Source organism: Amycolatopsis sp. NBC_00355 (assembly GCF_036104975.1).
Lineage (GTDB): Bacteria > Actinomycetota > Actinomycetes > Mycobacteriales > Pseudonocardiaceae > Amycolatopsis.
Genome location: NZ_CP107982.1, coordinates 9,231,914 through 9,249,185, shown reverse-complemented (window position 1 = coordinate 9,249,185; position 17,272 = coordinate 9,231,914). Strand labels below are relative to the sequence as shown.

Here is a 17,272-nt window from a genome sequence, read left to right as displayed (position 1 = left end):
TCGGACGGTAACGATCTGGCTGCGCGGAACGACGTAGTTCCTGATGGGTTCCTGGTAGTTCGCTCTGCTAAGTATACGACCCGGAAACCTTCGTCAAGTCTAACGTGACGCGGCCGACGCCGCCCGGCCCGATGTCCGGGACGCCCCATTCGGGACCCTGCCGCGCGCTAATAGAACGTGTTACATTTCCGGCATGATCCTCGACCGGTTCCGGCTGCCCGGCCAGGTCGCGGTGGTCACCGGCGCCGGACGCGGGATCGGCGCGGCCACCGCCGTGGCCCTCGCCGAAGCGGGCGCCGACGTGGTCATCGCCTCCCGGACGGCAGCCCAGCTCGAAGAAGTGGCCTCCCGCGTGTTCTCGGCCGGCCGGCGCGCCCACGTCGTCCCCGTCGATCTCGCCGACCCGGCCGCCGCCGCGACGCTCGCCGCGGTGGCCGTCGAGGAGTTCGGGCGGCTCGACCTGGTGGTCAACAACGTCGGCGGCACCTACCCCCGCCCCCTGCTCGAGACCACGCCCGAGTTCCTCGAGGAGGCGTTCCGCTTCAACGTCTCGACGGCGCACGCGCTGACGGTCGCGGCGGCGCCGTCGCTCGTCAAGACGGGCGGCTCGGTCGTCAACATCTCGTCGATCATGGGCCGGGTCAGCGGCCGCGGCTTCGTCGCGTACGGCACCGCGAAGGCGGCCCTGGCCCACTGGACCCGCCTCGCGGCGGCCGACCTCGCGCCCAAGGTGCGGGTCAACGCGATCTCGGTGGGCTCGGTCGCGACGTCGGCGCTGGAGATCGTCGTCGGCAACCCGGAGCTGAAGGAGAAGATGGAGTCCGCGACGCCGCTGCGCCGGATCGGCGAGGCGGAGGACATCGCGGCGACCGTGGTCTTCCTGGCGTCGCGGGCCGGCGGCTACATCACGGGCAAGATCCTCGAGGTCGACGGCGGGCTCCAGTCCCCCAACCTGGAACTGGGCCTGCCGGACCTCTGATCCTCAGCTCTCGTCGGTCTTCTTCGGCTCGTCCACGACCGGGGTTTCCTCGGCGGGCTTCTCGGCCGGAGCCTCCGCGGGCACCTTCACGGCGTCTTCGTCCTCGGCCGCATCCGCTTCCGGCGCGGGCACCGCGACGGCGTCCTTGCTCACCAGCAGTTCCGGGGCCTCACGCGGCCCGCGCTTGGCCGCCAGCACGAAGTAGATCACCGCGGCCAGGAACAGCAGGATCGACGTCCACACGTTGACCCGCAGGCCGAGGATGTGGTTCGCGGTGTCGGTCCGCATCATCTCGATCCAGCCGCGGCCCACCGTGTAGCCCGCGACGTACAGCGCGAACACCCGGCCGTGGCCGAGCTTGAACTTGCGGTCGGCCCAGACGATCAGGCCGGCGATCAGCAGGTTCCAGATCAGCTCGTACAGGAACGTCGGGTGGACCGGGCTCTCCGGCAGCGGGATGTGCCCCGTCGCGACGCCGTTGAGCAGGTTTTCCGGGTCGTCCGGGTTGAAGCGCTGGTAGATCTCCAGGCCCCACGGCAGGTCGGTGTGCGCGCCGTAGAGCTCCTGGTTGAAGTAGTTGCCGAGGCGGCCGATGGCCTGCGCGACGATGATGCCGGGGGCGATCGCGTCGGCCATCGCCGGCAGCGGGACGCCCTTGCGGCGGCACGCGATGAGCGCGCCCACCGCGCCGAGCGCGATGGCGCCCCAGATGCCGAGGCCGCCGTCCCAGATCGCGAAGGCGTTCCAGGGGTTCTTGCCCTCGGTGAAGTACAGCTCGGGGTCGGTGATCACGTGGTACACCCGGCCGCCGACCAGGCCGAACGGCACGGCGAACACGGCCATGTCGATGACCGTGCCCTTGGTGCCGCCCCGGGCGACCCAGCGCCGCTCACCCCACCAGATCGCGACGATGATGCCGGCGATGATGCACAGGGCGTAGGCGCGGATCGGGATGATCCCCAGGTGCCAGACCCCGCGGTCGGGGCTGGGGATCGTCGCGAGGAAGGCAGCCGAGGCGGAAATCACGGGGCCACCGTAGCGCGTCTCCCGGGCCGGCGGGACTCCGCCTCCGTCGCGGCCAGGTAGCCCGCCACCAGCGCGTGCGCGACGCGGGTGACGGCGTCGTCCCCGGGGAGGAACACCTCGTCGTGCAGGCTGGGCGCGCCGGCGGTGTCGCCGAGGCCGACGAAGAGCATCAGGCCGCGGGTTTCGCCGCCGCAGTAGTGGGCGAAGTCGTCGGCGCCGAACGAGCGGAACTCGTGGTCGACGCGCGCGCCGCCGTGCACCAGCCAGCGCTGCGCCGCGGCGGCCAGGGCCGGGTCGTTGTGCAGCACCGGCTCGCACGGGCTGATCCGCAGCTCGGCGGTGCAGCCGTGGGCCGCCGCGGTGCCGTGCACGATCTGCTCGAGGGCTTCGAGCGCGCGGACCCGGTCTTCGGCGCGCATCAGCCGCAGCGAGCCGGCCAGGCTCGCCGTGTTCGGGACGACGTTCGCCGCGGTGCCACCCCGGATCCGGCCGACCGAGCAGACCGCGCCGAACACCGGGTCGATCCGGCGTGCTGCCAGCTGCTGCAGGCTCACGACCAGCTGCGACAGCGCGAGGATCGGGTCGCGCAGCATGTGCGGGTAGCCGGCGTGGCCGCCCTGGCCCCGGACGACGACCTCGAACTCGTCGGTGGAGGCGTTGACCGGGCCCGGCACGGCCGACACGGCGCCGTCCGCGAGCCGCGGCTGGACGTGCGCGCCGATCACGGTGTCCACCCGGTGCTCGGCCAGCAGCCCGGACTCGACGACGTCGAGCGCGCCGGAGGGCGACGTCTCCTCGCGCGGCTGGAGCAGCGCGAGGATCGGACGGGGCAGCTCGACCCGGATCGCCGCGCGGGCCACCGCGACCAGCGCCGCCAGGTGCACGTCGTGCCCGCACGCGTGCATCAGGTCGGTCTCCGACGCCCACGGCACGCCGGTGCGTTCGGTGACCGGCAGCGCGTCCAGCTCGGCGCGCAGGGCGATGCCCGGGCCGTCCGGCGCGCCGGGCAGTGGGATCGCGCGGCCGGTCTTGGCGACGCGGACGCCGTCGCCCGCGCCGATCGCCGCGGTGACGAGCCGGGCGGTGTCCTCCTCGTCACCGGACGCGCGCGGGTCGGCGTGCACGGTGTGCCGGAGGGCGACGGCGGCCGGCAGCTCGTCGTCGATCGCCCGGGTCCACCGGGTCCACAGGTCGCTCACGCGTGCTCCAAGCGGTAGATCCTCTTCGCGTTCTCGTGTCCCACCAAAGCACACAGCCGGACGGCGTCCACTTCGGACATCGCGTCGGCGGCCAGCGCGGCCCGCACGAAGTCCGACAGGCCGCGCCGGAACAGGGCCGTGCCCAGGTGGTACAGCTCGGCCAGGCCGAACGCGTCGGTGGCGAAGAGCACCTTCCCGAACGGCGCGATCTCCAGCAGCTCGGCCAGGATCGCGGGCGCCCGGAACCCCGCGTTGTGCGTGATGAGCCCGGCGTCGACGAAGACGTGCTCGAAGACCTGCGCCAGGTAGGCCGCGTTGCGGTGGAACGGGTAGTTGTGCAGCAGCAGGATCGGCACACCTCGAGCGCGCGTCGCCCGCAGGAAGCCGGTGAGCAGCAGCGGGTCGCAGCGGTGCAGGTCGACGTCGGAGTCGCCGAACCCGACGTGGAACTGCACGGGCAGGCCCAGGTCGAGCCCGGTCCAGACGAGGTGGCGGTGCAGCACCTCGTCGGCCAGCCGGACGTTTCCGGTGCGCAGCCAGCGTCCCGCCGCGGTCGCCACTTCGGACGGCGACGGCCGCTCCCCCGCCAGTTCGAGGCCGACGCGGTAGGCGGCGATCGACTTGAGCCCGACGGCCGTCTCGGCACGTTTCCCCAGCTCGTCGGCAAAGTCCGCGGCGAACCCTGCCGCGGTCGTGCCCGGGATCACCGCCTCCGCGACCTGTTCCAGCCGGACGACGTCGTGTGCCCGCGTCGCGGCGAGGGCGCCGAACTCCGGCGTCGTCGTCAGCGCGTCCGGGAGGAACCCACCGTCCAGCAGGAAGTCGGTCGTGCCGGTGGCCCGCAGGAACCGCCGCGCCACCTCGGCCGCCCCCAGCTCGGCGCGGCGCTCGAGGTAGACGTCGGCCGGCGCGTGCTTCGGCAGGTCGAGCACGGGCGCGCAGCGTTCGCGCACGGCCAGGCCGATGAGCGAGTCGAACAGGCTGGTCCCGAGCGGCGACGTCGTGTCGGCCTCGGTCAGCAGGGCCTCGAAGTCCGCGCGGGCCACGTCCCGGGTGAGGACGCCGTGGCAGTGGTGGTCCACGAGCGGCAGGTCCGCGACGAACGGGAGCAGCTCGGTCATGCGCCTCCGATCTTCTCCCCCACCCCCCTACGAGCGTAGGCGAGCGCGCCGATCGGGAAGTCGAGGTGCCACACCGGCACCGGCATGCGGCGTTTCACGAACAACAGCAGCAGGATCGCGCCGGCCGTGGTCAGCAGGTAGATGACCAGCAGGATCAACGTGCTCATCATCCGTAAATAGGGAGAACGAGCGTGTCCAACCCCATGCCGATGTCCGCCAGCGACGCCGCGCAGAGCCGGATTCTGAACGACGACGACCCGATGCCGCAGGCCGCGTTGGAGCAGCTGGCGGTGACCTACTCGATCAGGACGATCCTGCTGTGGACCCTGGTCATCGCGCCCATCGTCTTGACCACCGTCGGCATCGTGCTCCACACGTCGGTAGATGACCCCGGGATCACCAGCTAGCCGCCCGAGCAACAGAAAGGCCCCGACGAGCACAAGTGTCGGGGGCCTTTCGCGCCTCAGGTCAGTCGGCGGCCCACTCGTAGCTGAGCACGTACAGGCTGGCCGGGAGCGTGATGTCGTTCATCTCCAGTGGCCTACCGTTGGCGCCGTAGGCCACGCGAGTGATCGTCAAGACCGGCACGCCGTCACCGAGTTGTAGGAGCCGGAGTTCGTCCGGAGAAGGCATCCGGGCACCGACGTGTTCGGCGAAGGAACCGATATCGTGACCGGCTTCTTCCAGACGGGCGTAAGCACCGCCTTCGCCCGTGTCGACCTTCTCGATCGCGGTGCCCCGAGTGATTTCGCGAGGCAGCCGGGACACCGCGAGTTGAGCAACCAGCCCATCGGCCCGCATCACCCGGTCCCTCACCGTCAGCTCGGTCCCGATGTCTACCTGCAGATATTCGGCCGCACGTTCGTCGGCCGGCTCGAAACGGACCTTGACGTTGCTCGAAGCGGTGAAGCCCTTGGCCTTGGCTTCGGCCAGGAATGCGCCTTCGTTCCGACCGCGTGCTTCACGGGACAGACGGGACCGGGCGAGCCGCCGAACGTTCGAGGGAGGACGGACGAATACGCCGCGTCCGTGCTCGACGTTGACCACGCCTTCGGACCTCAGGAGGTTCACCGCCTCGCGGACGGTCGGCCGCGAAACGCCATAGGCGTCGATCAGTTCTCGTTCACTCGGAAGCTTGGCTCCGGGTGCGTACTCACCGGCATCGATCTTCCTTCGAAGGTCGGTCGCCACTTGCCGGAACGCGGGAACTCCACTCGTGCGGTCCACCATGCGAATCATTCTCCACTCGCCAACTCGTCTTGACCGGTTGCCCACCTCGTGTGACAGTCAACTTGTCAGGACGTCATGATAAGTGGCGGTGGGGCGACACGCATAGGGACCTAAGCCATGGATGGCGTGCGAGGACTGGTCAGGGCCGACACGGAGGCCGACTACGCCCAACGGCACAGGTCGGTGCACGGCTTAGTTCGCGACTACCGGAAGCGGGAACTCGCCGATCCGTCCTTCGCCCGCCTGACTCCGTGGTGTGAGGCCGGGAAACTCCTCCCCGAACAGCACACCCGGCAGGAGATCGACTTGGTGGCGCTGCAGCGCCACGCGAAGTTCGACGTGTGCCCCGGCTGCGCCGAAGAGCGGCGGATGGCACGTGAAGGACGGCCATCGTGAAGACCGACGAAGCGCCGAAGGTCGTCCGGACGCGCAACGCAAGGCCGTTCGCGGACGAGCGGTGTCCGTGCGGCAAGACACCTTCGTGGGCGCAAGTCGAGTTCTTGGAAGACGGAACCCAGGCTCGGACGCCGGTGTGCGGGTGGTCCTCGTGAGCGTGGTCGTCTACTTGGACAAGGCGAAGCTTCAGCCCCTGATCGCCGACGTCTGGCACCGGGTCGCCGGGATCGACTTCATCGGCGGGAAGCTCACGACGCTGTGCGGCCTGACGGAAGAGGTCGAGTACGAACCGACCGAGCATCGCCCCACCGGCGTGAAGACGTGCTGGGAGTGCGACACGAATTACCGCCGAAGCCGGAACATCCCCCGGCGCGCCTAGTCAGCCCGGTCGGTGCGCTGCCTCCATCGGCGCGTCGGCCGGGTGTCCTCTTCGCCTTCGGGTGAAGGCCAGAGCCCCACGGTTCCCACGTCCCGTAGGCCGCCGCGGGGCTCCGCACTATCCACCTAGTGGACGCTGGGCTCGACGGGCTCAACAACGTTGAAGACCACCAGCGCGGTCATCCGGTAGTTGTTGCCGTCCGGGCTCCAACTCTCACTCATGGACACCGACGCCACCGTCCACTCCGAGTTCATGTCGAGCGTCTTGCTCACCTGCTGTGCGATCTGATTGGGGTCCACGTGGGTGAACGCACCCATGACCTGTTTGGGCACCGCTTCCTCCTCGGTCGGGTTTCCCGAAGAGTCGGTGCCGGGGGCGCCGTTGCTACCGCACGACCTCAGTCAGCCGATGTCGAAGCAGACGAGGGCGCTGAACGTCAGCCCAGCATCCGGATGTCCCCTCGGCACGAAGACGTTGGTCAACGTCATCGACGACACACGAACCTCGGTCCTGGGGTGGCTGAGCTTCAACTGCTTGATGCTTTCTTCGATGTCCAATGCAATCTGGTTGAGATCATCTTTTGTGAAGACGTCGACCTGTTGTCGCCCCACTGGTGGGCCTCCTGTCATCGCTCTACGCCCTCTTGTCGGTTCAGACCGGCCACCCGCTACACCGGAGACACGAGGAAGGTCCCCGTGCTCAACCCGGCGATCGAGTGCCAGGGAGCGCAGGGCCTTGTTGACCCGCGTCAGGGCGGGTCGTCTTCGTCATGTCGGTTCGCAGCGGGTCAGCCGTCGCGCCGAAGAACACCCACGACGGCGGGTCCGGCCAGATGCCGGCCTGGGTGAGGAAGGCCCGGCCGAGCAGACCCGCCGCCGAGCTCGTGACGACCGCGTAGAAGGTGTACGTGCCGAGCAGGCCGATGCCGGAGACGACGCCGGCGCGGGCGCGGGCCGCGCCGACGAACGCGTAGACCGACCCCGCATGCTGGTAGTACTGGCAGAGCTTGACGAAGCCGTACGCGACCAGCGGCACGCCGACCGCCGAGAGCAGGGAGGCGAGCTGGACGGCGCGGCCGGCGGCGGCCGCGGTCTGGGGGCCATCAGCGCGACGGACAGTCCGACGGCCTGGCAGACGGAGAGAGAGCGGCGCAGCCTGGACGGGTTTCGACGGCGTCTGACACGATCTCCTCCACTTTCCCAAGGTATCCGGTTTCTCGCGGTATCCAGTGAACAGGAGCAGGATGAGCCGGCTCGATCGGGCAGAACTCGCGCAGCAGGGCGCCATCCGGGCCGACGGCCTGCGCGCGGCCGGGGTGGAGCTGGTCGCGCTGACCTTCGTGGACAACAGCGGCATCACGCGGACGAAGGCGGTCCCGGTGGACCGGCTGTGGTCGGCGGCTGCGTGGGGCGTCGGCGCGTCGAACTCCTTCGACTTCTTCCTGGCCACCGACGAAATCGTCGGCGGCACCTACTCGCGCGGCCCGGTCGGCGACCTGCGGCTGCACCCGGACCTCGACGCGCTCGTCCCGCTGGCCGCGCAGCCCGGCTGGGCGTGGGCGCCGGCGAACCGCTACGACCAGGACGGCGTCCCCCACCCCCAGGACTCCCGGGCGCAAGCGGCCGCGGCGACGGCGCGGCTCGCGGCGCTGGGCTACGACGTCCGGACCGCGTTCGAGATCGAATGGGTGATCACGACGGCGGACGCGCCGGACGACCCGCGTTCGGCGGCGGCGGGCCCGGCCTACGGTTACGCGCGGCTTTCCGCGCAGGCGCCGTACCTGCGCGCGCTGGTGTCGGCGCTGGCCGCGCAAGGTGTTGCGGTGGAACAGATCCACCCGGAGTACGCGGCCGGGCAGTTCGAGCTGTCGGTGGCGGCGGACGACCCGGTGCGCGCGGCCGACATCGCGGTGCTGACCCGCGAGACGATCCGGACGGTCAGCGAGCAGCACGGCCTGCGCGCGTCGTTCACGCCGAAGTTCGCGCCGGACGGCGTCGGCAACGGCGGCCACGTGCACCTGAGCCTGTGGGACGGCGACCGCAACCTGTGCGCCGGCGGTGACCGCCGGTTCGGGCTGACCGCGACGGCCGAGGCGTTCGGCGCCGGCATCTTCTCGCGGCTGCCCGCGTTGCTGGCGATCGGCGCGCCGTCGGTGGTCAGCTACCTGCGGCTGGAGCCGCACCACTGGGCGGGCGTGTTCCTGGCCTGGGGCCTGGAAAACCGCGAAGCGCCGCTGCGGCTGGTGCAGGGCGCGGCCGGCCAGCGCGAGCGGGCGGCGAACTTCGAGGTGAAGTGCTTCGACCTGACCGCGAACCCGTACCTGGTGGTGGCGGGGCTACTGTTCGCCGGCCTGGCCGGCATCGACGCCGAGGCGACCCTGCCGGAACCGGTCGACGTCGACCCCGGGACGCTGCCCGACGCCGAGCGCCTGCCGCGGACGCTGGCCGAAGCCGTCACGGCGTTCGAAGCGGACGAAGCGCTGGCGAAGGCGTTCGGTCCCGAGCTGGCGACGACGCTGACGGACGTGCGCCGCGGCGAGATCGACCGGCTCGGGCGCCTGTCGCCGGCGGAGCTGTGCGCCGTGATGCGGTACCTACACTAGGGCTTTCGCGACCTCCGTCCGCAGTTGCGGCAGCTTGGCGTAGAGGCGGTCGCCGGGGCACTCGGTGTTGTAGAAGTCGCGGTGGCCCTTGATCTCCTCGACCGGGATGCCGTACTGGCGGCAGATGTAGGCGCAGAAGACGACGAGCGAGTCCCATTGGGACCGCGGCGGTTCGACGCTGGTGTAGAGGCCTTCGTTCTCGATGCCGATGGCGTTGGTGTTCTGGCCGGGACAGTGCGCGCCCTGGATCATGGTGGTCCGGCCGCGCACCGCGTCGAGGCTGCCGTGCCGCCCTTCCATCCGGTAGCCACCGCGGCTGACGGTGAAGTGCTGGCCGGTGTCGGACCAGCCGTTGTTGTCCATGTGGTCGTGCTGATCGTCGCGGGCGACCTGGAAGGCGTGCTCGAGGGAGTAGTCGGTGCTGTTGGCGCTGGCGATGTGGTGGATGAGGATGCGGTTCGCCGGGTGGTCGAGGGTGACCAGCTCGTCCGACGGCGGCCGCGCGCCCCACTCGGCACAGCTGTAGATCCGCGGCGCCGCCGCGGCGTTCGCCGCGCGGGGCAGGAGCAGGCCGGCCGCCCCGGCGACGGCGAGACCGGTGGCGCCGCGGAGGAACGTGCACCGCGGGAGGTGTCCGATGTCCATGCACCGGACTCTGCCGCGGGCGCGTACAGCTTTTGTACAAAGCCCGGTCAGGCCAGGGTGATCTCGGCTTCGAAAGGCCGGGTGAAGGTGAGCTTCCCGGCTTCGCTCTTGGCGATGGGGACGTACTCGCCGCGTTGGCGTTCGAACAGGGTCGCGGTGTCCGGCTCGACCAGCAGGTAGAACGGGATCAGGGCCTCCGCGTAGAGCGCACGCTTGAGGATCCGGTCCTGCACCTCGGTCGACGGCGACACGATTTCGACCACGAGCACGACCTGCTTTTCGGTCAGGCTCATGCCCTTCAGACCGGGCTCGTCGGTCACGACCAGATCCGGGATCAGCAGCCGGTCACCCCGGTTCCCCGGGACCAGGTTCGCGCCGGGGAGCACCTCGAGTCGCTTCCCCGCGCCCGCCGCGAGCCGGCCCGCCAGCCTGCCGACGAGGCGCTGATGCTCGAGGCGTGGCCACGGGCCGATCAGGAGAACCCCGTCGACAACCTCTATCCGCTGTCGCGAGGTCTGCTCCGCGGAAAGCGCGAGCACGTCGTCGGCCGTCCAGCCTTCGGGCGGAGCATGATCCGGAACTCTTCTGTCACACGAGGAGTATGCGGACCACCACCGACAGTTCTGGGGCAGGTGATGGCGTCACGAGGATGTGACAGCCAGTTCGGACGCGCCGCTGTACATCTTGATCTTGAACTGGATGTGCTCCTGGTGCTCGCGCAGCCGCTCGATCTGGGCCTCGACGCGGGCCTCGTGCTCGCGCAGGACGTCGAGGCGCTCGTCCTGGGTCGCGTCGCCGGAGCGCAGCAGCTCCACGAACCGCAGCATCTCCGCGACCGGCATGCCCGTGTAGCGCAAGCACCTCAGCAGCTGCAGGAACTCCACGTCGTGGTCGGTGAACGTGCGGCGGCCGCCGGCGGTGCGGCCGACGTGGTGCAGCAGGCCGATGCGCTCGTAGTACCGGAGGGTGTCGATGGTGAAGCCGGTCTTTTCGGTCACCTGGGCCGGGGTGTAGGACGTCACCGGCCCAGAGTGGCACCTGGAGTGCACTCCAGGTCAAGCCGTGGCGACAGCCCGGCGCACCCCGTCGGCCAGTTCCGCGGACAGCCGGTGCACCCCGGAAGGCCCTTCGGCCGCCGCGGTGACCAGGGCGGAGCCCACGATCACCGCGTCGGCGAACGACGCCACCTGGGCCGCCTGGTCGCCCGAGCGCACGCCGAGGCCCACGCCGATCGGGAGGGACGTGTGCGCGCGCGTGCGGCGGACCAGTTCTTCGGCACCCGCGCCGACCTGGTCACGCGCACCCGTCACGCCCATCACCGCGGTCGCGTAGATGAACCCCGAGGCCGCGGCGACCGTCTTCGCGAGCCGCTCCTCCGACGACGACGGCGCCACCAGGAACGTCCGGTCCAGCCCGTGGGCCTCCGACGCGGTCATCCACTCGCCGGCTTCGTCCGGGATCAGGTCCGGCGTGATCAGGCCGAGCCCGCCGGCCGCCGCGAGGTCGCGGGCGAAGCGGTCGACGCCGTAGCGGTGCACCGGGTTCCAGTACGTCATGACCACCGCGCGGCCGCCGCGCGCCGAGATCGACTCGACGACCTCGAACACGTGCTTGAGGCGGAAGCCGTTGTCCAGCGCGGTCACCGACGCGGCCTGGATGGTCGGGCCGTCCATCACCGGGTCGGAGTACGGGACGCCGACCTCGATGAGGTCCGCGCCGCCGTCGATCGTCGCCGCGATGAGGTCCTTCGACGCGGCGACGGTCGGGAAGCCCGCCGGGAGGTAGCCGATCAGGGCGCCGCGGCCCTCCGCGCTCGTCGCGGCGAAGAGGTCGTCGATCCCGCTCACTTGTCCACCAGCCCGAACCACTTCGCCGCCGTGTCCATGTCCTTGTCGCCGCGGCCGGACAGGTTGACCACGATCAGGCCGTCCGGGCCCAGCTCGCGGCCCAGGTCCAGCGCGCCGGCCAGCGCGTGCGCCGACTCGATCGCCGGGATGATGCCCTCGGTGCGCGAGAGCAGCATGAACGCGTCCATCGCCTCGGCGTCGGTGATCGGGCGGTACTCGGCGCGGCCGGTGTCCTTCAGCCACGCGTGCTCCGGGCCGACACCCGGGTAGTCCAGCCCGGCCGAGATCGAGTGCGACTCGACCGTCTGGCCGTCCTCGTCCTGCAGCAGGTAGGTCATCGCGCCGTGCAGGTTGCCCGGGGTGCCCTTGGTGAGGGTCGCGCCATGCCGGTTGCCGTCGATGCCTTCGCCGCCCGGCTCCAGGCCGACCAGCCGCACGGACGGGTCGTCGTAGAAGCCCGAGAAGATGCCGATCGCGTTCGACCCGCCGCCGACGCAGGCCGCGACGACGTCGGGCAGGCGGCCGGCCTGCTCGAGGATCTGCTCGCGGGCCTCGGTGCCGATGATGTGGTGGAAGTTGCGGACCATCGCCGGGAACGGCGCCGGACCGGCCGCCGTGCCGAACAGGTAGTGCGTGGTGTCCGCGTTGGCCACCCAGTCGCGCAGCGCCTCGTTGATCGCGTCCTTCAACGTCCGCGAACCGGTCTTGACCGGGATGACCTCGGCGCCGAGCAGCCGCATGCGCGCGACGTTCAGCGCCTGGCGCTCGGTGTCGACCTCGCCCATGTAGACGACGCAGTCGAGGTCGAGCAGCGCGCACGCGGTGGCCGTGGCCACGCCGTGCTGGCCCGCGCCGGTCTCGGCGATGACGCGCTTCTTGCCCATGCGCTTGGTGAGCAGCGCCTGGCCCAGCACGTTGTTGATCTTGTGCGAACCGGTGTGGTTCAGGTCCTCGCGCTTGAGGAACACGCGCGCGCCGCCGGCGCGCTCACCGAAGCGCTTGGCCTCGGTGAGCAGCGACGGCCGGCCCGCGTAATCGCGGAGCAGGCGGTTGAACTCGTTCAGGAACTCGGGGTCGTGCCGGGCCTTCTCGTACTCGGTGGCGACCTCGTCGACGACGCCGATCAGCGCCTCCGGCATGAACCGGCCGCCGTACGGGCCGTAGTAGCCACGCTCGTCCGGGTCGTGTGAAGTGCCGTGCTCGCGAGGCTGCTGAACAACACTGTGCTCTTCGGTCACCGGGAGGGCCTCGGGCAGGCGGGGTGCGATCCGGCGGTGACCAGCTTGACCAGGGCGCCCTTCGGGTCACCCGAGGCGACGAGGCCTTCGCCGACCAGCACCGCGTCGGCGCCGTGCCCGGCGTAGGACATCAGGTCGCCCGGCCCGCGGACCCCCGACTCGGCGACCTTGTAGACGTCCATCGGCAGGCCGGGGGCCAGCCGCGAGAAGACGTCCCGGTCCACCTCGAGGGTGTGCAGGTTGCGCGCGTTGACGCCGATGACCTTGGCGCCCGCCTCGAGGGCCCGGTCGGCCTCCTCGGCGTTGTGGATCTCCACCAGCGCGGTCATGCCCAGCGACTCGACCCGGTCGAGCAGCGCGGCGAGCGCGTTCTGCTCCAGCGCGGCGACGATCAGCAGCACCATGTCGGCGCCGTGCAGGCGGGCCTCGTGCACCTGGTAGGGGCTGACGATGAAGTCCTTGCGCAGCACCGGGATGTCCACGGCCGCGCGGACGGCGTCGAGGTCGGCCAGCGAGCCGCCGAAGCGGCGCTGCTCGGTGAGCACGCTGATCACCCGCGCGCCGCCGTCCTGGTAGTCCTTGGCCAGCGCGGCGGGGTCGGGGATGTCGGCCAGGTCGCCCTTCGACGGGCTGCGGCGCTTCACCTCGGCGATCACGCCGATGCCGGACTCGCGCAGCGCGGTCATCACGTCGCGGGGCGGCTGCGCGGCGGCCGCGCGGACCTTCAGCTGGTCGAAGGGCAGCGCGGATTCCCGCACGGCGAGGTCTTCCCGCACGCCGGCGACGATCTCTTCGAGCACGCTCACCGGGCGCCCCCGCCCGGGCTCGTGGTCACGGTTTCACTCGCAAAGTCGCTCACAAAAACCTTCCCCTTCCCGCCGAAACGATGCTAACCCCCGCATCCGAAGCGCCCGGTTCCGGGTGTGCGCGTTACTCCGAATGCCGCCCGCCACCCTCCGTGGGATCCTCGCCCTCCGACAGCGCTTCCCACAGCTCGGCGTCCGGATCACGCACCTTCTTCCGGGTGGCCGGGGCCGCGTACTTCGCGCCGAGCCGGGCACCGCGCCCGGCACCCTTGATCGCTGCCAACCCGCCGGCGGCGACGAGAATTCCCCCGAGCACGGCCAGGCCGCGCCCGAGCAGCATCTGCGTCACCGGCAGCCCGTCGGCCCACCCGGTGAACCGGACGCCCGCCACGCCGGCCCACCCGGCCGCCACCCCGGCCAGCGCCAGCACGGCCCCCAGGACGCGCCGGGCCCAGCCGCCGGTGGCGATCAGGCCGGCCACCCCGGCGAGCGCGAGCAGCGCCAGCGGCACGAGCGCCGTCGCGCGCTGCTCGCCGGTCTCGCGGTAGAGGACCGTGCCGCGGACGCCGCCGTCGCGGAACTCGGCGTACCAGGTCAGCTTGGCCGCACCCCACAGCGCGAGCGCGCCCAGCAGCAGCGCGACCACCATCATCCACAGTGGACGCCGCGACGGCCGCGGCGTCGTGGTTTCGGGGTCCGCCACCTCCGGCTCAGACATGAGCGGCGTCCGCGGCCGGGTCGAGCCGGCCCGCCGGCACCATGGTCTGGGCCGCGGCGACCGCGGACAGCACCGTCCGCGCCTTGTTCAGCGATTCGGTGTCCTCGTAGTCCGCGACCGAGTCGGCGACCACCCCGCCCCCGGCCTGGACGTGCGCGATCCCGTCCTTCACCAGCGCGGTGCGGATCGCGATCGCCGTGTCGGCGTCCCCGGCGAAGTCGAGGTAGCCGACGACGCCGCCGTACAGCGCGCGGCGCACCGGCTCCAGCTCCTCGATCAGCTCCATCGCGCGGACCTTCGGCGCGCCGGACAGCGTCCCGGCCGGGAAGCACGCGGTGACCGCGTCGAACGCCGTCCTGCCCTCGGCCAGCTCGCCGGTGACGGTGGACACGATGTGCATGACGTGGCTGTAGCGCTCGATCTGGAAGAAGTCGACGACGCGCACGGTGCCCGGCTTGCAGACCTTGCCCAGGTCGTTGCGGCCGAGGTCGACGAGCATCAGGTGCTCGGCGCGCTCCTTGTCGTCGGCCAGCAGGTCCTTGGCCAGCTGCGCGTCCTCCTCCGGGTCGGCGCCGCGCCAGCGGGTGCCCGCGATCGGGTGCGTGGTCGCCTTGCCGTCCCGCACGGTGACCAGGGACTCGGGGCTGGATCCGACGATGTCGAAACCCTCGAGCCGCAGCAGGTACATGTACGGGCTCGGGTTGGACGTCCGGAGCACGCGGTAGATGTCGAGCGCGTCGGCGGCGGTGGCGATCTCAAAGCGTTGCGAAGGCACGATCTGGAACGCTTCGCCGGCCTTGATCGCCTCGACGGCCTTGTTCACGGCGGCGTGGAAGTCCTCCTTGGAGCGCTTCCGGGTGAACTCCGGCGCGGGCCGGTCGAACGCGGCGATCGTGGCGGGCGCGGGCACCTGCAGCTGCTCGGTCATCGCGCCCAGCCGGGCGACGGCGTCGTCGTAGGCCGCGTCCACGCGCTCGGGCGAGTCGTCCCAGTTGACGGCGTTCGCGATGAGCGTGACCGTGCCCTCGTGGTGGTCGAACGCGGCCAGGTCGGTGGCCAGGAGCATGGTCAGCTCGGGGATGTCGAGGTCGCGCTCGGCCAGCTCGGGCAGCTTTTCGAGCCAGCGGACGGCGTCGTAGCCGATGTAGCCGACCATCCCGCCGGTGAGCGGCGGCAGGCCGGGCAGGGCCTCGGTGTGCAGCGCCTCGATCGTCTCGCGCAGCACGGTCAGCGGGTTGCCTTCGGCCGGCAGGCCGACCGGCGGGGTGCCGGTCCAGACCGCCTGGCCGTCGCGGACGGTGAGCGCGGCCGGGCTGCGGACGCCGATGAACGACCAGCGCGTCCAGGAGGCGCCGTTCTCCGCGGACTCGAACAGGAAGGTGCCCGGCCGGTCGGCGGCGAGCTTGCGGTAGACCCCGATCGGCGTCTCGCCGTCGGCGAGCACCCGGCGCACGACCGGGATCACGCGGCGGCTCTCGGCGAGGGCGCGGAAGTCCTCGCGGGACGGGCTGACCGAGCCGGGGCCGGTGGAACCGGCGTAAGCGCTGACCATGGAAGTCATTGTGCCGCCCCGCGCGAACCGGGCCGCGCGGGGTCCCGAATTCAGCAAATGTTGAATTCAGGATCGGGGATGGGTCATGATGGAGCGGTGAGCACCACCGACAATCCCGACACTACGGCGCGGCGCCGCGGCCGGCGGCCCGCGGGCCAGGACACGCGCACCGCCCTGATCGACGCCGCCCGGACGGTGTTCGCCGAAAACGGCTACGACGGCGCCACCGTGCGCGCGATCGCCACCCGCGCCGGTGTCGACGCCGCGATGGTCAACCACTGGTTCGGCAGCAAGGAGGGCCTGTTCGCCCGCGCGGTGCTGGAGCTGCCGTTCGATCCCCTGGAGCTGATGGAAACCCTGCGCGACGGCCCGGACGAGGAGTTCGGCGAACGGATCGTCCGCACGTTCCTGACCCGCTGGGACAGCGCGGGCGGCGGGGTGTTCGTCGCCCTCATCCGCAGCGTCGCCGGCCACGAGCAGGCCGGCCACGTGCTTCGCGACTTCTTCCAGAAGTTCTTCACCCACGTGCTTTCGTCGGTCGGCTCCGACCGGATCCCCCTGCGCACGACGCTCTGCGCGTCCCAGCTGGTCGGCATGGGCATGATCCGCTACGTCGCGAAGTTCGAGCCGCTGGCCGAGTCGGACGTCGAGACCCTGGTGGCCGCGGTGGCCCCGAACGTGCAGCGCTACATCAGCGGCGACATCGGCTAGCGAACCGCGTCAGCCCAGGTCGAGGCCCGACTTCCGGTCGAACGCCGGGACCGCGTACGGCCGGCGCCGGTCGCCGCGCGAGAAGAGCACGACCATGTCCCGGCCCGAGCCGCCCACCCACGCCGGCCGGCGAGGCCGGTGCCACAGGTACGTGCTGCCGTGACACGACATGGAAGCCCGCAGCTCGGCACGGCTGCCGTCGCGGTACTCGACGAGGATGTCCGGCAGGTGCCTGCCGCTTTGGACCGGGTAGTCGGGCGACACGGTGGCCACGGCCGGCCGCCAGCCGGTCCGCAGCACCGCCCGGTGCCGCCGCCGCCACCGGACCGACGCGACCAGGCTCACGCCGGCGAAGGTCAGCACGAACAAGCCGAGGATCCAGAACAACCCGGACACCCGGCCGTCCAGGCGGTCTTCCAGGATCGTGCGCGCCCGGGACGGGTTCGCGGGGTCGTAGATCACCGTGAGCGTCCCGCCCACGATGTAGCGCCGTCCCGAGGTCACGGGGATGGTGGCGTAGCTCGGTTCGCCTCCCACGTCGTAGGAGACGCGGATCGCCTGCGCTCCCCGAAGGTCGTCGAACCACAGCACCTTCCCGGAGACGTGGACACCGTCGCGCAGAAGCGCGCGAGCCGGGTGCTCGTACACGATCAGGCCGGCGAACACACCTCCGGCGGCCACCAGCAACAGCAGCGCGATGACCAGCGCGCGCCGGCCGAACACCCGCAGCCTGGCGATCCGGACGGCCGGATCCGGTGGCGTCCCGTCCGGCGCGGTTTCCTCAGGCGTCAGCGGTGAAGCCGTTTCTTCCCCCATCGGCGCA

The 17,272-nt window shown here is 71.1% G+C and carries 23 protein-coding genes; 6 read left to right on the top strand and 17 right to left on the bottom strand.

Features of this window, described 5'->3' with window-relative positions; translation table 11 throughout:
• The first annotated feature begins 193 nt into the window (after positions 1-193).
• Positions 194-979 (top strand): SDR family oxidoreductase, encoded by a 786-nt coding sequence (locus tag OHS18_RS43010; protein WP_328614672.1) that lies wholly within the window; start codon positions 194-196, stop codon positions 977-979.
• Positions 980-982: 3 nt separating this feature from the next.
• Here OHS18_RS43010 and lgt read toward each other — a convergent pair whose 3' ends face one another.
• Genes lgt through OHS18_RS42990 form a run of 4 tightly spaced genes read right to left on the bottom strand, consistent with a single transcriptional unit; the run spans position 983 to position 4,492 of the window.
• Positions 983-2,005 (bottom strand): prolipoprotein diacylglyceryl transferase, encoded by a 1,023-nt coding sequence (gene lgt / locus OHS18_RS43005; RefSeq protein WP_328614671.1) that lies wholly within the window; start codon positions 2,003-2,005, stop codon positions 983-985.
• A complete protein-coding gene (locus OHS18_RS43000; RefSeq protein WP_328614670.1) occupies positions 2,002-3,204 on the bottom strand; it encodes a M20 metallopeptidase family protein in 1,203 nt (400 codons plus the stop codon). The genes lgt and OHS18_RS43000 overlap by 4 nt, the downstream gene beginning before the upstream one ends.
• Complete coding sequence (locus OHS18_RS42995) at positions 3,201-4,325, bottom strand: amidohydrolase family protein (RefSeq protein WP_328614669.1); 1,125 nt, start codon at positions 4,323-4,325, stop codon at positions 3,201-3,203. Before OHS18_RS42995 ends, OHS18_RS43000 begins: the two co-directional genes overlap by 4 nt.
• Positions 4,322-4,492: a hypothetical protein gene (locus OHS18_RS42990; RefSeq protein ID WP_328614668.1), complete on the bottom strand. Its 171-nt coding sequence runs from the start codon at positions 4,490-4,492 to the stop codon at positions 4,322-4,324. Before OHS18_RS42990 ends, OHS18_RS42995 begins: the two co-directional genes overlap by 4 nt.
• 24 nt (positions 4,493-4,516) lie before the next feature.
• On the opposite strand from OHS18_RS42990, the gene OHS18_RS42985 reads away from it, so the two are divergent.
• Positions 4,517-4,732 carry a hypothetical protein gene (locus OHS18_RS42985; protein WP_328442963.1) on the top strand — a complete coding sequence of 72 codons (216 nt, stop codon included), beginning with the start codon at positions 4,517-4,519 and terminating at the stop codon, positions 4,730-4,732.
• Positions 4,733-4,793: 61 nt separating this feature from the next.
• Here the strand turns inward: OHS18_RS42985 and OHS18_RS42980 are convergent, their stop codons facing one another.
• The gene (locus OHS18_RS42980) at positions 4,794-5,555 is read right to left on the bottom strand and encodes a GntR family transcriptional regulator (protein WP_328442964.1); all 762 of its coding nucleotides are present in this window, start codon (positions 5,553-5,555) and stop codon (positions 4,794-4,796) included.
• 117 nt (positions 5,556-5,672) lie between these two features.
• Between OHS18_RS42980 and OHS18_RS42975 the strand changes: the two genes are divergently transcribed.
• Positions 5,673-5,951 carry a hypothetical protein gene (locus tag OHS18_RS42975; protein WP_328614667.1) on the top strand — a complete coding sequence of 93 codons (279 nt, stop codon included), beginning with the start codon at positions 5,673-5,675 and terminating at the stop codon, positions 5,949-5,951.
• A gap of 151 nt (positions 5,952-6,102) precedes the next feature.
• The gene (locus OHS18_RS42970; RefSeq protein ID WP_328442966.1) at positions 6,103-6,330 is read left to right on the top strand and encodes a hypothetical protein; all 228 of its coding nucleotides are present in this window, start codon (positions 6,103-6,105) and stop codon (positions 6,328-6,330) included.
• Between the two features lie 125 nt (positions 6,331-6,455).
• On the opposite strand, the gene OHS18_RS42965 is transcribed toward OHS18_RS42970, so the two are convergent.
• The 3 genes from OHS18_RS42965 to OHS18_RS42955 form a co-directional block, all read right to left on the bottom strand.
• Entirely contained in the window at positions 6,456-6,662 is a 207-nt protein-coding gene (locus OHS18_RS42965) for a hypothetical protein (protein ID WP_328614666.1), read from the bottom strand.
• 69 nt (positions 6,663-6,731) lie between these two features.
• A complete protein-coding gene (locus tag OHS18_RS42960) occupies positions 6,732-6,941 on the bottom strand; it encodes a hypothetical protein (RefSeq protein ID WP_328442968.1) in 210 nt (69 codons plus the stop codon).
• An 88-nt stretch (positions 6,942-7,029) separates the two neighbouring features.
• Entirely contained in the window at positions 7,030-7,365 is a 336-nt protein-coding gene (locus OHS18_RS42955) for a hypothetical protein (protein WP_328614665.1), read from the bottom strand.
• 208 nt (positions 7,366-7,573) lie between these two features.
• Here OHS18_RS42955 and OHS18_RS42950 point away from each other — a divergent pair, with 208 nt between their 5' ends.
• Positions 7,574-8,932, top strand: coding sequence for a glutamine synthetase family protein (locus OHS18_RS42950; protein WP_328614664.1), 1,359 nt, complete (start codon positions 7,574-7,576; stop codon positions 8,930-8,932).
• On the opposite strand, the gene OHS18_RS42945 is transcribed toward OHS18_RS42950, so the two are convergent.
• The 8 genes from OHS18_RS42945 to OHS18_RS42910 form a co-directional block, all read right to left on the bottom strand.
• Positions 8,924-9,577, bottom strand: a complete 654-nt coding sequence (locus OHS18_RS42945) for a peptidoglycan recognition protein family protein (RefSeq protein WP_328614663.1) — start codon at positions 9,575-9,577, stop codon at positions 8,924-8,926. The genes OHS18_RS42950 and OHS18_RS42945 overlap by 9 nt on opposite strands.
• 47 nt (positions 9,578-9,624) lie before the next feature.
• The gene (locus OHS18_RS42940) at positions 9,625-10,116 is read right to left on the bottom strand and encodes a Uma2 family endonuclease (protein ID WP_328614662.1); all 492 of its coding nucleotides are present in this window, start codon (positions 10,114-10,116) and stop codon (positions 9,625-9,627) included.
• Positions 10,117-10,218: 102 nt separating this feature from the next.
• Positions 10,219-10,599 carry a MerR family transcriptional regulator gene (locus tag OHS18_RS42935; RefSeq protein ID WP_328614661.1) on the bottom strand — a complete coding sequence of 127 codons (381 nt, stop codon included), beginning with the start codon at positions 10,597-10,599 and terminating at the stop codon, positions 10,219-10,221.
• Between the two features lie 33 nt (positions 10,600-10,632).
• Complete coding sequence (gene trpA, locus OHS18_RS42930) at positions 10,633-11,424, bottom strand: tryptophan synthase subunit alpha (protein WP_328442974.1); 792 nt, start codon at positions 11,422-11,424, stop codon at positions 10,633-10,635.
• Positions 11,421-12,680, bottom strand: a complete 1,260-nt coding sequence (gene trpB / locus OHS18_RS42925) for a tryptophan synthase subunit beta (RefSeq protein WP_442875449.1) — start codon at positions 12,678-12,680, stop codon at positions 11,421-11,423. Before trpB ends, trpA begins: the two co-directional genes overlap by 4 nt.
• Positions 12,659-13,468, bottom strand: a complete 810-nt coding sequence (trpC, locus tag OHS18_RS42920; RefSeq protein WP_328442975.1) for an indole-3-glycerol phosphate synthase TrpC — start codon at positions 13,466-13,468, stop codon at positions 12,659-12,661. Before trpC ends, trpB begins: the two co-directional genes overlap by 22 nt.
• A gap of 124 nt (positions 13,469-13,592) precedes the next feature.
• Entirely contained in the window at positions 13,593-14,120 is a 528-nt protein-coding gene (locus OHS18_RS42915) for a Trp biosynthesis-associated membrane protein (RefSeq protein ID WP_328459017.1), read from the bottom strand.
• A gap of 58 nt (positions 14,121-14,178) precedes the next feature.
• Positions 14,179-15,738 (bottom strand): anthranilate synthase component I, encoded by a 1,560-nt coding sequence (locus tag OHS18_RS42910; protein ID WP_328442976.1) that lies wholly within the window; start codon positions 15,736-15,738, stop codon positions 14,179-14,181.
• A 78-nt stretch (positions 15,739-15,816) separates the two neighbouring features.
• On the opposite strand from OHS18_RS42910, the gene OHS18_RS42905 reads away from it, so the two are divergent.
• The gene (locus tag OHS18_RS42905; protein WP_328614659.1) at positions 15,817-16,449 is read left to right on the top strand and encodes a TetR/AcrR family transcriptional regulator; all 633 of its coding nucleotides are present in this window, start codon (positions 15,817-15,819) and stop codon (positions 16,447-16,449) included.
• 9 nt (positions 16,450-16,458) lie between these two features.
• Here the strand turns inward: OHS18_RS42905 and OHS18_RS42900 are convergent, their stop codons facing one another.
• Positions 16,459-17,265, bottom strand: coding sequence for a DUF3592 domain-containing protein (locus tag OHS18_RS42900; protein ID WP_328614658.1), 807 nt, complete (start codon positions 17,263-17,265; stop codon positions 16,459-16,461).
• Between the last annotated feature and the right edge of the window lie 7 nt (positions 17,266-17,272).